Genomic DNA, 14,433 nt, shown 5'->3' with positions numbered 1-14,433 from the left:
CCGTCTTAACAGACGGTCTATCGAACCACGAGTGAGCCCCTCATTCTCCGGGTGTCGTTTGAAACAACCTTGGAGTGACCCCCATGACCATCCTCGTCACCGGCGCGACCGGCACCGTCGGCCGCCACGTCATCAACCACCTCGTCCAGCGTGGCGCCGATGTCCGCGCACTCGTCCGCGACCCCGTAAAAGCGGAGCTTCCTGTGGGCGTGACCGTGGTCCAGGGCGACCTGCTCGATGTCGACACCTTGCGGAACGCCCTGTCGGGAATCTCCACCCTGTTCCTGCTGAACGCTGTGGTGCCGGACGAATTCACCCAGGCCCTGATCGCCCTCAACCTCGCCCGCGAGGCCGGGATCGAGCGGATCGTCTACCTGTCGGTGATCCATAGCGACCTCTACGTGAACGTGCCGCATTTCGCGGGCAAGTTCGGCGTCGAGCGGATGATCGAGGGAATGGGCTTCAACGCCACGATCCTGCGCCCGGCCTACTTCATGAACAACGATGCCCTGATCAAGGACGTCGTGCTCGGCTACGGCGTCTACCCGATGCCGATCGGGGCCAAGGGCCTCGCGATGATCGATGCGGCCGATATCGGCGAGATCGCCGCCCTCGAACTCATCCGCCGCGAGCGGTCCAGCACACCGCTCCCCTTCGACCGGATCAATCTCGTCGGTCCCGAGACGCTGACCGGTGCGGACGTCGCCGCCATCTGGTCCGAAATCCTGGGCCGCCCGGTCGCGTATGGCGGTGACGACACCGGCGCCTTCGAGCAGAACCTGCGGCAGCAGCACGCGCCGAGCTGGATGGCCTTCGACATGCGCCTGATGTGCGAATGCTTTCTCGACATCGGGATGCGGCCGGAGACCGGCGACATCGATCGCCTCACGGCACTTCTGGGTCGTCCGTTGCGGTCCTATCGCGATTTTGCCGCCAGGATCGCGGCGTCCGCCTGACACCATTTGGGACACCGGCCGTCAGGCTCCAGGAGTTCGGTGGGGAATACCGAACTCCTGAGGCCGGATGGCCACGCGCAACATCAAGAATCCGCTTTGTGCTCGGATCGTCTATCGATCGCGCCCCCTGATCAACCGGCGCGGTGCCGACAGGCGCGCTTCAAGAATAAGACGGCGCACGGATAACCTGAGCAGAATCAATCTCCCGATCACGGCTCGCATGGAACGAATTCGGTAAAAGCGCCAGAAATATAGCTCCTTATCCTTTTGACAGATTTAGATTTATAGATGAAGCTGGGCCTATCGATGATCCGTCAAGGGCATCATCCATCCCATGAGACTGGCTTTATCGCGTCATGATCTCGATTCATTGACGTGAATACATTACCTCGCCCCCCCGGAAACGCTTCTCTCATCATGAATGTTGCTGTCCGGCCGCATCTCGTCGATCGGCCACGATCCGTGAGCCTTCCCGCTTCCCGCCAACGGCTCCATCCCAGGATCGTCGAGGAGGGTGCTCCCTTCCTTGTAGTCGAAGGCGTGTCGCTCGGGTTCGGTGGGACCGTGGCGCTCGATGCCGTGGATCTGTCGGTCGGGGAGGGGGAGATCCATGCAGTCATCGGCCCGAACGGAGCCGGTAAATCCTCCCTGATCAACGCGATCAGCGGGCTTTACGCGCCGGATTCCGGAGCGATCCGGATCGGCGACGACCGCTTTTCCCGCGTGCCGACGCGGCACCTCGCCCGCCTCGGTGTGGCCCGCACCTTCCAGAACCTGGCGCTGTTCCGGGGTCTCACCGTCGTCGATACGGTGACGATCGGGCTGGTCGACAGCCAGTCCGCCGGGCTTGGTGCGCAGGTCCTCGGACTTCCCCATGCGCGACGCGAAGCGTGCGAGCACCGGGAGCAGGCCGAGGCCGTCATCGCCGCGCTCGACCTCGCCGACATACGCGACCGGCTCGTTGGCACGCTCCCCTATGGTGTGCAGAAGCGGGTCGAGCTCGCCCGCGCCCTGGTAGCCAAGCCGCGCCTCCTGCTGCTCGACGAGCCCATGGCCGGCATGACGGCCACCGAGAAACAGCGGATGAGCGGTGATATTCGCGCCGCGCGGGACTCCACCGGCACCACCATCGTACTGATTGAGCACGATGTCGGCGTGGTGATGGGCCTATCGGATCGCGTCACCGTCCTCGATCACGGGCGGCGCATCGCCTCCGGTACGCCGGCCGAGGTCCAGGCCGATCCCGCCGTCATCGCCGCCTATCTCGGCCTCGCCTTCGAGGCCGGCGCATGAATCCCGATCTCGCTTTCTTCGTCGAGGTGCTGGTCGGAGGTCTGCTGTCCGGCGTCATGTATGCGCTGGTCGCGATCGGCTTCGTGCTGATCTACAAGACCTCCGGCGTGCTCAACTTCGCGCAAGGCGCGATGCTGCTGTTCGCGGCACTGACCTTCGTCAGCCTGACGGAACGGGGCGTGCCCTTCATCGGCGCCTTCGCCGCGACCCTGGCGGTCATGGCCCTCCTCGGGCTCGCCATCGAACGTGCCGTCCTGCGGCCCCTGGTCAACCAGCCGCCGATCACTCTCTTCATGGCGACCCTCGGCGTCGCCTACGTCATTGAGGGAGCCGCCCAGCTCGCCTGGGGCACGCAGGTACACGGGCTCGATCTCGGCATCGACGATACGCCGATCGACCTCGCCGGCATCCTCGTCAGCCGCTTCGACCTGTTCGCCGCAGCCGTCGCCGGGCTGATGGTAGCCGTGCTGAGCCTGTTCTTTCGCTACACTCGCACCGGCCTCGCCTTCCGTGCGGTGGCGGACGATCCGCTGGCGGCTCTGAACACCGGCCTGCGTCTGCCCCGGATCTGGGCCGCGGTCTGGATCGCGTCGGGCATCGTCGCCCTGGTGGCTGGACTACTCTGGGGAGCGCGCCTCGGCGTGCAATTCTCGCTCTCCCTGGTGGTGCTGAAGGCCCTGCCGGTCCTCGTGCTCGGCGGTTTCGATTCGATCCTCGGCGCCATCGTCGCCGGCCTCATCGTCGGCGCGGTGGAGAAGCTGTCGGAAGTCTATCTCGGGCCGGTCATCGGCAGCGGTATCGAGGGCTGGATCGCCTATGTCGCGGCTTTGGGCTTCCTGCTGCTGAAGCCCTCGGGGCTGTTCGGCATGCGCAGCGTCGAGCGGGTCTGAGCGCCATGGCCGCCACCTCTACTCCGCTGGACAAGTCCCTGCCGCGCCTATCCGCCAAGGGCATCGGCGTCGTTCTTCTTCTGACGATCGCCTATGGGATCGTTCCGCTCGTCGGCAGCAGCTACCCCTACGAGGCGATCCTGACGCCGTTCCTGGCCCTGTCGCTGGCGGCCCTCGGACTCAACCTGCTCACCGGCTATGCCGGCCAGCTCTCGCTCGGGTCCTCTGCCTTCATGGCGGTGGGGGCCTATGCCGCCTTCAACCTGTCGCTGCGATTGCCCTTCCTGCCGCTGCCGGCGACCATCGTGCTGGCCGGGCTCGTGGCCGCCCTGGCGGGGCTGGTAGCCGGCCTGCCGGCCCTGCGGCTGCGCGGCTTCTACCTCGCCGTCTCGACGCTGGCGGTGCAGTTCTTCGTGGCCTGGGTGCTGAACCGCTTCAGCTGGCTCTCCAACGACAGCCCATCCGGAGTCATCAGCGCGCCGCCGCTGGTCGTCGGCGGCCTGTCCTTCGAGGATGCCCGTGGCCGCTACCTGTTCTCGCTCACCGTGGTGGCGCTGCTGACGGTCCTGGCCTGGCGCCTCGTCACATCGCCGACGGGCCGCAGCTTCGTGGCCGTGCGTGACAACGAGACCGCCGCCCGCGTCATCGGCGTGAAGGTGGCGCGCACCAAGCTCCTCGCTTTCGGGCTGTCCTCCTTCATCATCGGCGTAGCGGGTGTGCTCTGGGCCTTCGCCTACCTGCGCACGGTGGAGCCGGCAGGGTTCAACCTCGACCGCTCCTTCCAGATCCTGTTCATCGTCATCATCGGCGGCCTCGGCACCCTGCGCGGCGCCTTCCTGGGCGCGGGGCTCATCGTCGTCCTGCCGTTGCTGTTGTCACGGTTCGGCGCAGCCTTACTCGGCGACGGGTTCGATTCCGGCACGCTGGAGATGTGTCAGCGCATCGTCCTCGGAATCCTGATCGTCGCCTTCCTGATCCGCGAACCCGCCGGGCTCAGTGCGCTCCTCGACCGCGCCGTGCGCCGCCTACGCCCCTCGGCCTGACCTTTTAAACTCCAGAGACCAGCGAACTAAGGGACTTCCCATGCCCGCATTCAGAACCGCCCTGCGTTCCGTGCTCGTCGCCGGGACCGCCCTCGTCGCGCTCACCGGTTCGGCCGGCGCCGACGAACAGCATTTCCCCCTGCAGAGTTACCGGGTCGGGCCGTATGCGGCCGGTGGAACCGGGTTCTTCGGTGGCTTCATCGATTACCTGAACCTCATTAACACCCGCGACGGCGGCGTGAACGGGGTCAAGCTGACCTGGAGCGAGGGCGAGACCCAGTACGAGGTCGAGCGCGGCGTCGAGGTCTATGAGCGGCTCAAATCCCGTCCCGGCATCGCAGCCTGGAACCCGCTCTCTGTGGGAATCGCCTATGCGATGGTCGACCGGATCACCAAGGACAAGGTGCCGCTGATCACGATCAATCACGGCCGCACCGATTCCACCGATGGCCGGGTCTTCCCCTACGTCTTCCCGCTCCTCCTCAACCCCTACAGCGAGACATCTGGCATCGTCGAATATCTCGGGAGCCGCGAGGGTGGACTCGACAGGCTCAAGGGCAAGACCATCGCGGTGCTCTATCATGGCTCGCCGTACGGCAAGGAGACGATCCCGATCTATGAGCTCCTCGCCAAGAAGCACGGCTTCAAGGTCGAGCAGATCGAGGTGCCGCATCCCGGCAACGAGCAGCAATCGCAATGGCTGACCATCCGCCGCCTCAAGCCGGATTACGTGGTCCTGCGCGGCTGGGGCGTGATGAACCCGGTGGCGTTGAAGACCGCCCAGAAGACGGGCTTTCCCGCCAACCGCATCGTCGGCAACGTCTGGTCCAATTCGGAGGAGGACGTGATCCCGGCAGGAGAGGCCGCCAAGGGCTACGTCGCCATCACCACGCAGGCGTCGGGCGCCGAATATCCGGTGCTGAAGGACATCATCAAGACCGTCTACGACGGCAATACCGGCAATCTCGCCGACAAGAAGCGCATCGGCAGCGTCTACCACAACCTCGGCATCGTGAACGGCATCCTCAACGTCGAGGCGGTGCGGGCGGCGCAAGCGAAGTTCGGCAAGCGGACGCTCACCGGAGACGAGGTCCGCTGGGGCTTCGAGCACCTGCGTCTCGACGAAGCCCGCGTCGCGGCTTTGGGCGCCAAGGGCCTGTTCCACTCCATCAACGTCACCTGCGCCAACCACGAGGGCGATGGCCGCGTCACCTTCCAGCAATGGGACGGGGCGAAATGGAAGGTGGTCTCCGACTGGATCGCCCCCGACTGGGCGACCCTGCGCCCGATCATCGAGGCCTCGTCGGCGACCTACGCCAAGGAGCACGGCATCACGCCGCGCAACTGTGCCGCCGAGGAGAATGCGACCCACGCCGCGGCGGCCACTCCGTGACCGGCACGCCGCTGCTACGCGTCGAGGCGCTGGAGGCCCGCTATGGCGGCGCCGTCCGCGCCCTCTCGGGAGTCGACCTCGCCGTCGCGGCGGGCGAGATCGTCGCCCTCGTGGGCTCCAACGGCGCCGGCAAGACCACCGTCCTCAAGGCGGTCTCTAACCTCCTGCCCGCCGAACGCGGGCAGGTGACGGCGGGCCGCATCGTCTATGACGGACAGGACGTGTCCCGGACACCCACCGATGCCCTGGTGCGGGCGGGCCTCGTCGGGGTGCTCGAAGGCCGCCACTGCTTCCGTGGGCTCAGCGTGGAGGAGAACCTCGTCACCGGTGGGCTCGGGCGCGGCTCGAACCGATCCGCCATCCGGTCCGACCTGGAGCGGATCTACGCGATCTTCCCGCGCCTGCTGCGGAAGCGCCGGATTCTGGCCGGGCTGATTTCCGGCGGCGAACAACAGATGGTGGCGATCGGGCGTGCCCTGATGGGTCGTCCGCGCCTGCTCGTCCTCGACGAACCCTCCATGGGCCTCGCTCCGCAGGTGGTGGCCGAGATCTTTCGCACCCTCGAGCGCCTCAACCGCGACGAGGGACTGACGATCCTGGTCGCCGAGCAGAACGTCACCGTCGCGCTGCGCCATGCGGACCGGGCGGTCGTGCTGGAGAATGGACGCAGCGTCCTCACCGGCACCGCCGCCGAACTTCGTGGGCGCGACGACATCAAGACGTTCTATTTCGGCCTCGGGACGGTGCCCACCCACGTGCCGGCCTGAACGGTGTCGTTCCAAGAACGGGCCCCTGCGCCTGGGGCAGGGCGCCGTCACGAGGCCGGCAACAACGCTTTCACCCGCGGTATCACCTCGGTGCCGAGCAATGAGATGGATCGCTGCATGGCATCCGGCTCCTGCATCGCCGAACTCATCTGGAAGGTCAGACGTGATATGCCACCGAGCGCGGCGCTGGCCGTCACCACCTTCGCCGCAACCGTGTCCGGCGCTCCGATCAGGTAGGCGCCGTAGGGGCCGCACATGGCTTCGAATTGCTCACGCTGGTTCGTGTTCGGCCATCCCCGCTCCGCCCCGATCTTCCCGAACAGCTGAGCCCAGCCGGGATAGAACGCCTCCTGCGCGGCCCCGTCGGTGTCGGCGACGAAACCGACGGCATGCACGCCGACCTTGAGGCTCTCCGGTGCATGGCCCGCCTGGCGGCCGGCTTCGCGGTAAAGGTCGACCAGGGGGCGAAAGCGTTGGAAGCTACCGCCGATGATGGCGACCATCAGCGGCAGGCCGAGGGTGCCGGCGCGCGCGAAGGAGGCCGGTGTTCCACCCACACCGATCCAGATCGGAAGCGTCTCCTGGTGCGGACGCGGATAGACGCCTTGGCCGGTGAGCGGCGGGCGGAACCGGCCGCGCCAGGTGACATGGGTCCGCTCGCGCAGCGTCAGAAGCAGGTCGAGCTTCTCCGCGAAGAGGGCGTCGTAATCCTCGGCGGCGAACCCGAAGAGCGGGTAGGCCTCGCCGAAGGAGCCGCGCCCGACCACGATCTCCGCCCGGCCCTTGGCGATCAGGTCGAGGGTAGCGAACTCCTGAAAGACGCGGACCGGGTCGGCCGCGCTCAACACCGTGACGGCGCTTGTCAATCGGATCCGGCTCGTGCGTGCCGCCGCGGCCGCGAGGATGACGGCCGGAGCCGCATCGAGGAATTCGGCGCGGTGGTGCTCACCGATACCGAAGACGTCGAGCCCGGCCCGGTCGGCCACCTCCACTTCCGCGAGCAGACGCGCCATGCGCTCGGCCGCCGGAAGGGACCGGCCCGTTTCCGGATCGGGAAGGGTGACGGCGAAGCTGTCGATGCCGAGTTCCATGGCGGACGGTCTCTCTGGTGCGATCAGATGGAAGAAGCGTGCAGATCGATGAGGCGAGAATGGGAGCGCGGCCCCTTTGCGATGGCGCCGCATCCGTTCGCGTCGGCCGCGGCCATCCCGGGCAACGGCCCCTTACTCAGCGACGGCGCCCCAGGACCGAGAGGATCTGGTCTCGGCGCAGCCAGGTCAGGGTTCCGGTGAGGGCAAGCAGCACGGCAGCCGGGGCCACCGGCGTGGGTAGAACGACCAGATGGGCGATGATGGCGCCGACCATGGTGCAGGCCAGCCAGAGGGCGGCAAAGGCCGCGTAGCCGGGGATCAGGAGGGCGACGGCGCCTGCGACTTCCACGAGGCCGGTAACGATGCGGAACCATTGGCCGACGCCGATGAGGTCATAGACCTGCACCATCATCGGCACCCCGGCGAGTTTGGCGCCGCCCGCCGCCAGGAACACGAGAGCGAGCAGGATCTGCAACGACCATGTCGCGATGTTGAGCTTGCGCGACGGAGCAGAGGTGGCCGTGAGGGTCTGTGACATGAGTAACATCCAGTTCGATGTCGCCGAACTCTGGACCGGCTCGGCTGTGCGCTAAGCCGTAGGCCCCTTCCATCCCCCATCGAAGCCTATATCTTTCGATGCATACCATCACCTGGACAGATGGATGCTCGACCAACTCACCCTCGATCAACTCCGGACTTTCGTCGCCGCGGTGGATACCGGCAGCTTCTCCGCAGCCGCACGCAAGCTCGGGCGGGCGCAATCGCTGGTCAGCCAGTCTCTGGCAAACCTGGAGACGCAATCCGGCATCAAGCTCTTCGACCGCTCGAACCGTTATCCGGTCCTGACTGAGGCGGGCCGCGTGCTGCTCGCCCATGCACGCGCGACGGTAGCGGCCGCCGAGACGTTCAAGGCCCAGGCCCGGGACCTTGCCGGCGGCCTGGAGGCGGAAGTCAGCATCGTGCTGGACGTCCTGTTCCCGTTTCAAGTGCTCACGCAAGCCGTGGCCGCGTTCCAGCCGACCTTTCCCTCCACGCCCCTGCGCATCCAGGTCGAGACCCTGGGGGCGGTGATCGCGCCGGTCCTCGACGGGCGCTGCGCTTTCGCGGTCGCGGGTGCCACGCCCCTGCTGCCGCCCGAGCTTGCGCGCGAGCCGTTGCGCCAGATCGAACTGGTCATGGTCGCCTCGCCCGCCCATCCCCTCGCGCGCAGGACGGGGACGATCCCGACCGCTGACTTGGCCGAGCATGTCCAACTCGTCCTGACCGACCGCAGCGAGCTGACGAAGGGGCGCGAGTTCGGCGTGTTCTCGCCGAGGACCTGGCGGCTGGCCGATCTCGGAGCCAAGCATGCTTTCCTGCGCTCGGGGCTCGGATGGGGCGGGATGCCCCTGGAGGTCGTGGCGGATGACCTCGCCGTCGGACACCTCGTGCGGCTCGACATCGCCGCTTTGCCGAAGGGCGGCCTGTTCCTGCCGATGTGGGCCGTATACCCGATGGAACGGCCGCCGGGACCGGCCGGACGCTGGCTCATTGCCCAATTGCGTTGCGCCGACACGGGCCAGTGACGCCAACCATGATGAGCGACGAACGCCTCCGCGCCGACAGAGTGGTCGAGGTCAGAATCAAAAAAAGGTGGTCGTTCCATCCGACAGGGCCGGACGGATTCGGACAACGCTGAGCAGCGCCTGCACTTGGCACGCTTCAAGGAGCGAGTTCGCGTCGTACGTTCGTGTCGATCACTTTAATCCAGCGCCATCGGTGCTTTTTGAATGCATGTCACAGGACTGTTATGAGCGCGACCTACTGGCAGGATCGTTGATCCCCCGGGTCCTGAGGCCATCATGTCCGACGCCGTTGCTGCTCCGACCGGCCTGCCGCAGGGCGCCAAGGCGCCCGCCACGGGGCCAAAGCTCGACCACGGCATTCATCCGGGCGGCGTCATCGCCTTCCTGCTCGTCCTGGTCGCCGGACTGGGCTACGCGCTCTACAGCCTCGTGACCGACATGAACGCGGTGGGGCAGTCGCCTCTCGCCATCGGCGCCTTCGTGCTGCTCGGACTGGCTCTGCTCATCGCTCTGGCCTTCGAGTTCGTGAACGGGTTCCACGACACCGCCAATGCCGTGGCCACCGTGATCTATACCCACTCGATGCCGCCGCTCGTCGCGGTCATCTGGTCGGGCGCCTTCAACTTCCTCGGTGTGATGCTGTCTTCCGGCGCCGTGGCCTATGCCATCGTCACCCTGCTGCCGGTGGAACTGATCCTGCAGGTCGGGTCGTCGGCCGGTTACGCCATGATCTTCGCGCTGCTCATCGCCGCGATCCTCTGGAACCTGGGCACCTGGGCTTTCGGCCTGCCGAACTCGTCGTCCCATGCCCTGATCGGATCGGTCATCGGCGTCGGCCTCGCCAACCAGCTTATGGCCCCCGAGGGACAGGCAACCTCGGGCGTCGACTGGGCGCAGGCCCTGGGCGTGTTCAAGGCGCTGCTGTTCAGCCCCGTCATCGGGTTCGTCGCCGCCGCCCTGCTACTGCTGGCCCTCAAATTCACCGTGCGGCGCAAGGATCTCTACGAGGCCCCCAAGGGCGAAACCCCGCCGCCTTTGTGGATTCGCAGCCTTCTGATCCTGACCTGCACGCTCGTGTCGTTCTTCCATGGCGGCAATGACGGCCAGAAGGGCATGGGCCTGATCATGCTCATCCTCATCGGCGCCGCCCCCACCGCCTACGCCCTCAACCGCACGATGGCGGACGACACCACCCCGGCCTTCATCCAGACCTCCCAGAACGCCAGCACGGTATTCGCCAGCCATGCCGGGAACGCGCCGAAGCCTGACGCCGCCGAGGCCCGCAAGCAGGTCTCGGAAGCTCTCAAGTCCAAGGACCTGAACCAGCCTGCCGTGTACGGGGCCCTCGCCGCGCTCTCCACCGACATCGCCGATAACGTGAAGGCCTACGGCGCCATCAAGCAGGTGCCGGCTGCGGCGACGTCGAACCTGCGCAACGACATGTATCTCGCCGCCGATGCGATCCGGCTCCTGCCGAAGAACGGCGCGACATTCTCGGAAGCCGAGGCCGGTACCCTGAAGGCCTATACCGGCCTCCTCAACGATGGGACACGCTACATCCCGACTTGGGTCAAGGTCTGCGTCGCACTGGCTCTCGGCCTCGGCACGATGGTCGGCTGGAAGCGCATCGTCGTCACCGTGGGCGAGAGGATCGGCAAGACCCATCTCACCTACGCGCAGGGCGCTTCCGCCGAGATGGTCGCCGCCGGCACCATCGGTCTCGCCGAACTCTACGGTCTGCCAGTCTCGACCACGCACATCCTGTCGAGCGGCGTCGCCGGCACCATGGCCGCCAACGGTTCGGGCCTGCAGATGTCGACCGTCCGCAACATGGCGCTGGCCTGGGTCCTGACCCTGCCCGCAGCCATCACCCTGGCGGGCGTCCTCTTCTTCATCCTACGGCACGTGTTCTAGCGGCACCTCGACGTGGCCGGCCGGGGACCCGATGCTGGACGATCGCAGCGTCGCGCGGTAGGCGTCCACGGCCGAAGCAGAGTTGCTTCACAGAACGGGACTGGCCCCTTGAGCGAACGAACAGGGGCTGGAGCGCTGACGATCTACCTCGACGTGGACGGCGTCGTCACGACGGTGGACTTTCAACGGCAAGCCGGGAAGGACAGGCTCAACCCGACCCAGGTCGCCCTCGTTGCCGCCCTCGTACGGGAGTTCGACGCGAGGGTGGTCGTGTCGTCTACATGGCGCGTCGACGATTGCCGCCCGACACTGGTGGAAGCCGGCCTATCCGAGGACTGCTTTCACCCGGACTGGCGGACGGCCATCCTGCCGACGAGCAGGAATGCCGAAACGGGCGCGATGCTTCCCGCCGAGCAAGCCGGGCGCGGTGATGAGATCACCGAACACGCGAGCCGGAACCACATCACGCACTATCTCGTCCTCGACGACGTAGAGGTCGGCCCGGCCCATGCGGGTCGGCACGTTCGTCCCGTTGCAGAGCTTGGACTAAGCGAGGCGGAGGGGATCCTGGCCCGCGACCTGCTGGCGGGGATGGCGGCTCCTCGAGCAATAATGGGTCAGATTGGCTCATTCCCACGCACCGCCGATTTACTTCCCCATAGGGATTGAACTTTTCGAAAGCACCGGTCATTCCATGACAGTGGAGTGACACCCGCGTCACGCTGCCCCCGACATCGACAGGGTCTCCTCGACCTTTGCCGGACCTGCCCGTCCGGTCGCGCCTCGACGCCGCCCCCGTGCGGCTGCTGAGAGCGCGTCGCGTCGGATTGTCGTTCGGCAGGAAGGAGTGGCTGCGATGTTCGGGTTCAGAACTCACGGAAGGACGTCCAGTCCTTCGCTCGCGGTCCTGGGCATTGCCGAACGGTCGGCCGCGGAGGCCTATGCCGCGCTCATCGCCACAGGCTGGTCGGAGATCGGATTCGGGTACCATGGTACCGTCCATGCGCATCCGGACCATCCGGACGTCGTCGTGCGCTTCGCACGCAAGGCCGATGGGTTCGGCGATTATGCGGCCCTGCTTCGCAAGGGGTTCGCGGGCTCCGATGGCCCGCACGCGCCGCGTATCCACGACCTGCAGGTCAGCCGCTGCGGCGCGCTGATGACCGTGGGCTCACGGCTCACGAATCCGGCGCGGGATGCCTGGTGGCTGGCCTATGCCCACGCCGTCATCGCGGACCATCCGGGCGTCGCGATGGACGAGGGCGTCCGAGACCGGTTCAAGGTGGAATGGCCGGCCCACGAGCCACGGATCGATCACGCGAGCTTCGACGGGATCCGCGAAGACTTCAGGGCCGCGTGGCCCGGATACGAAGCCTATGTCGCGTCCTTGCGTGCGGTATCGCCGCAAGGCCTCGATCCGAACATCGGCAACGTCCTGGTGGGCGCCGATGGCAGTCCCGTGGTGAACGATCCGCTCTGTGATGACGGACACGGCCTGTGGCGCTCGCCTCTCGCGCGCTTGCTCACGCGCTACGCGGATGTCCTGCACCGTCTGGCCGGCGAAACACGGGCCAGGTTGAGCAAAACTCTCGTGCCTGCCTGATCGTCGGGCGTCGCTATCTTGCGGCAGAGGTTCAGAAAGCCGGCATCGAGGGCGATGACGAGTTACAGGTGCGCGCCGTCCATTCGATCGTCATCTGAAACCCATCAGAACTATGCGTTTCCCTCAGGCCTAGACGAAAGGCATCTTTCCTGAGCGTCTGACGGCCATCCGATGCCTTCGGCGCCGAACGTCTCTGGAAAGGTAGCACGCCTCATGACTAAGTCGGGATCGGCTGCCTCCCTCCGGCGTAGAGGCGGCCCTATGCTTCCGATCCTCGTCCGGCTGGCCTGGGTGAGCCTTGCCGGCAGTGGCTGCGTGACCATGGAGGCCCGGCGCGAGGCCGTGGTACCGCCACCGAACGCGGCGTTCACCGCCCTGTATGGTGCGCGTCCCGACGAACGCTTCCCCCTTCCGGCGACCGAGATCGGCAGCATCGATCCCCGCTACTTTCGCCAGGAGGTCGCCTATCCGCGCGCCGAAACGCCGGGTACGCTGGTCGTCGATCCGGGTAACAAGTTTCTCTATCTCGTACGCGAGAACGGCCGAGCCCTGCGTTATGGTGTCGGCGTCGGCAGGGCCGGTCTGGCCTGGAGCGGGTCGGACGCAAGGCCGAGCGGCCACGCTGGACCCCGACGGCGGACATGATCGCACGGGAACCGGATCGCAACGGGCCGTGGCGCAACGGCATGGCCGGGGGTCCCGGCAAACGGCATTGAGCCACGAAGCTGAGGTCGGAATGAGGTGGAAGGTCCGTTGCTGGTGGCGGTCCAGCCAGGCACAGACCTTCGGGTGCATGTGGACGGCGTAGTTGTCCAGGACCGCGTGGACGATCTTGCCCGCCGGAACCGCAGCCTCGACCGCGTTGAGGAAGCGAATGAATTCCTGATGCCGGTGGCGCTGCATGCAGCAGCCGATCACCTTGCCCTCCAGGACATCCAGGACAGCAAACAGGGTCGTCGTGCCGTGGCGCTTGTAGTCGTGGGTGTGTGTCGTCGGCTGGCCCGGCTTCATCGGCAACGGCTCCTGCGTGCAGGCGAACGCCTGGATCTGGCTCTTCTCGTCGACCGAAAGCACGACAGCATTGGGCGGCGGGTCGACGTAGAGCCCGACGACCAGGGTTCCCATCGAACAGTTTGGTGGCGAAGGCCGGGTCGGTGGAGAGCTTGAACTGCCGGACCCGATGCGGCTGCGACCATGCCCGCGCCAGATCCGCTGCACCGACGAGATGCTGATAGTCGCGACCTTGCTCAAAGCGAGCAGCCGTCTAATGCATGGTCTCGCCGGGCGGATCTCCTTGCGTCAGAGCCACCACGCGCGGCGCCACTTCCTGCCCCAGCGACGGGCTGCGCGCCGGCCGCGTCTTGTCCCGAAGGAGCCCATTGACGCCCTTCTGCGCGAAGAGGTCCTGCCAGCGACAGACCACGGTCTTGGACACGCCCGCCTCACGCATGATCGCATGCGTCCCGAGCCCATCGGCGCTCAGCAACACGATGCGGGCCCGCCAGACGTGCTTCTGCGGCGTATTTGATCCGCAACGAGTGCTTCGAGCTGAAGGCGTTCCGAATTGAAGAGCGTGACGGAGATGCCACTGCGCATTCCGCCAGACTCGCAGGACAGGACTCAAACCGCCCCCCACACGGACTCAATCGTCAGACCTCAACTACTAACTACAGGGTCGATCCCGAGACTCTCGCGGCCGGCTGGCGTGAGACGCAGCCCGATCGGACTGCGCTCGCCTTCTCGCCAGTGTGGCTCGTCGTCGGTGACGTTGACCTCGACCACCAGCGCGGTTTTGCAGAGTTTGGCGAATCAGGCGTTGAGTCCGGCGGGACGGGCGATCAGCTGGTCCAATGACTCGGCAGCAGCCTTCAGCAGAGTGTGGTGCGTCTCGTCGATCATTAGGGGTGGACCTTGCGAG

General features: G+C 66.3%; 12 protein-coding genes and 2 pseudogenes. 11 read left to right on the top strand and 3 right to left on the bottom strand.

The genetic code is table 11. The features are described from left to right. Positions 1–83: 83 nt before the first annotated feature. The 6 genes from IPV08_RS21975 (at position 84) to IPV08_RS21950 (ending at position 6,342) form a co-directional block, all read left to right on the top strand. Positions 84–956: an NmrA/HSCARG family protein gene (locus IPV08_RS21975; protein ID WP_207413710.1), complete on the top strand. Its 873-nt coding sequence runs from the start codon at positions 84–86 to the stop codon at positions 954–956. A 501-nt stretch (positions 957–1,457) separates the two neighbouring features. After that, a complete protein-coding gene (locus IPV08_RS21970) occupies positions 1,458–2,249 on the top strand; it encodes an ABC transporter ATP-binding protein (protein WP_348646172.1) in 792 nt (263 codons plus the stop codon). Continuing rightward, positions 2,246–3,139: a branched-chain amino acid ABC transporter permease gene (locus IPV08_RS21965; RefSeq protein ID WP_056426341.1), complete on the top strand. Its 894-nt coding sequence runs from the start codon at positions 2,246–2,248 to the stop codon at positions 3,137–3,139. The genes IPV08_RS21970 and IPV08_RS21965 overlap by 4 nt, the downstream gene beginning before the upstream one ends. A 5-nt stretch (positions 3,140–3,144) precedes the next feature. Beyond that, entirely contained in the window at positions 3,145–4,182 is a 1,038-nt protein-coding gene (locus IPV08_RS21960; protein ID WP_207413705.1) for a branched-chain amino acid ABC transporter permease, read from the top strand. Positions 4,183–4,222: 40 nt separating this feature from the next. After that, positions 4,223–5,575: an ABC transporter substrate-binding protein gene (locus IPV08_RS21955; protein WP_207413703.1), complete on the top strand. Its 1,353-nt coding sequence runs from the start codon at positions 4,223–4,225 to the stop codon at positions 5,573–5,575. Then, the gene (locus tag IPV08_RS21950; protein ID WP_207413701.1) at positions 5,572–6,342 is read left to right on the top strand and encodes an ATP-binding cassette domain-containing protein; all 771 of its coding nucleotides are present in this window, start codon (positions 5,572–5,574) and stop codon (positions 6,340–6,342) included. Before IPV08_RS21955 ends, IPV08_RS21950 begins: the two co-directional genes overlap by 4 nt. 47 nt (positions 6,343–6,389) lie before the next feature. Here the strand turns inward: IPV08_RS21950 and IPV08_RS21945 are convergent, their stop codons facing one another. Beyond that, entirely contained in the window at positions 6,390–7,433 is a 1,044-nt protein-coding gene (locus IPV08_RS21945) for an LLM class flavin-dependent oxidoreductase (protein ID WP_207413699.1), read from the bottom strand. A gap of 136 nt (positions 7,434–7,569) precedes the next feature. Beyond that, the gene (locus IPV08_RS21940; RefSeq protein ID WP_207413697.1) at positions 7,570–7,971 is read right to left on the bottom strand and encodes a DoxX family protein; all 402 of its coding nucleotides are present in this window, start codon (positions 7,969–7,971) and stop codon (positions 7,570–7,572) included. A gap of 124 nt (positions 7,972–8,095) precedes the next feature. Here IPV08_RS21940 and IPV08_RS21935 point away from each other — a divergent pair, with 124 nt between their 5' ends. From IPV08_RS21935 to IPV08_RS21915, 5 genes and pseudogenes are all read left to right on the top strand, one after another. Next, positions 8,096–8,998 carry a LysR family transcriptional regulator gene (locus IPV08_RS21935; RefSeq protein ID WP_056453266.1) on the top strand — a complete coding sequence of 301 codons (903 nt, stop codon included), beginning with the start codon at positions 8,096–8,098 and terminating at the stop codon, positions 8,996–8,998. Positions 8,999–9,274: 276 nt separating this feature from the next. Continuing rightward, on the top strand, positions 9,275–10,912 hold the full coding sequence (locus tag IPV08_RS21930) for an inorganic phosphate transporter (RefSeq protein WP_056426323.1): 1,638 nt from the start codon (positions 9,275–9,277) through the stop codon (positions 10,910–10,912). A 108-nt stretch (positions 10,913–11,020) separates the two neighbouring features. Next, positions 11,021–11,581, top strand: a complete 561-nt coding sequence (locus IPV08_RS21925; protein ID WP_207413695.1) for an HAD domain-containing protein — start codon at positions 11,021–11,023, stop codon at positions 11,579–11,581. A 187-nt stretch (positions 11,582–11,768) separates the two neighbouring features. Then, positions 11,769–12,515 (top strand): hypothetical protein, encoded by a 747-nt coding sequence (locus tag IPV08_RS21920; protein ID WP_207413692.1) that lies wholly within the window; start codon positions 11,769–11,771, stop codon positions 12,513–12,515. Between the two features lie 261 nt (positions 12,516–12,776). Then, positions 12,777–13,219, top strand: a pseudogene (locus IPV08_RS21915) (L,D-transpeptidase); the annotation flags it as partial. 1 nt (position 13,220) lies between these two features. Here the strand turns inward: IPV08_RS21915 and IPV08_RS21910 are convergent. After that, positions 13,221–14,111: pseudogene (locus IPV08_RS21910) on the bottom strand (IS630 family transposase); the annotation flags it as partial. Positions 14,112–14,433 lie beyond the last annotated feature (322 nt).

Origin of the sequence: Methylobacterium sp. SD274, assembly GCF_017355285.1 — a bacterium.
In the GTDB taxonomy this organism is placed as follows: domain Bacteria; phylum Pseudomonadota; class Alphaproteobacteria; order Rhizobiales; family Beijerinckiaceae; genus Methylobacterium.
This window is presented reverse-complemented; position numbering and strand designations above follow the sequence as displayed.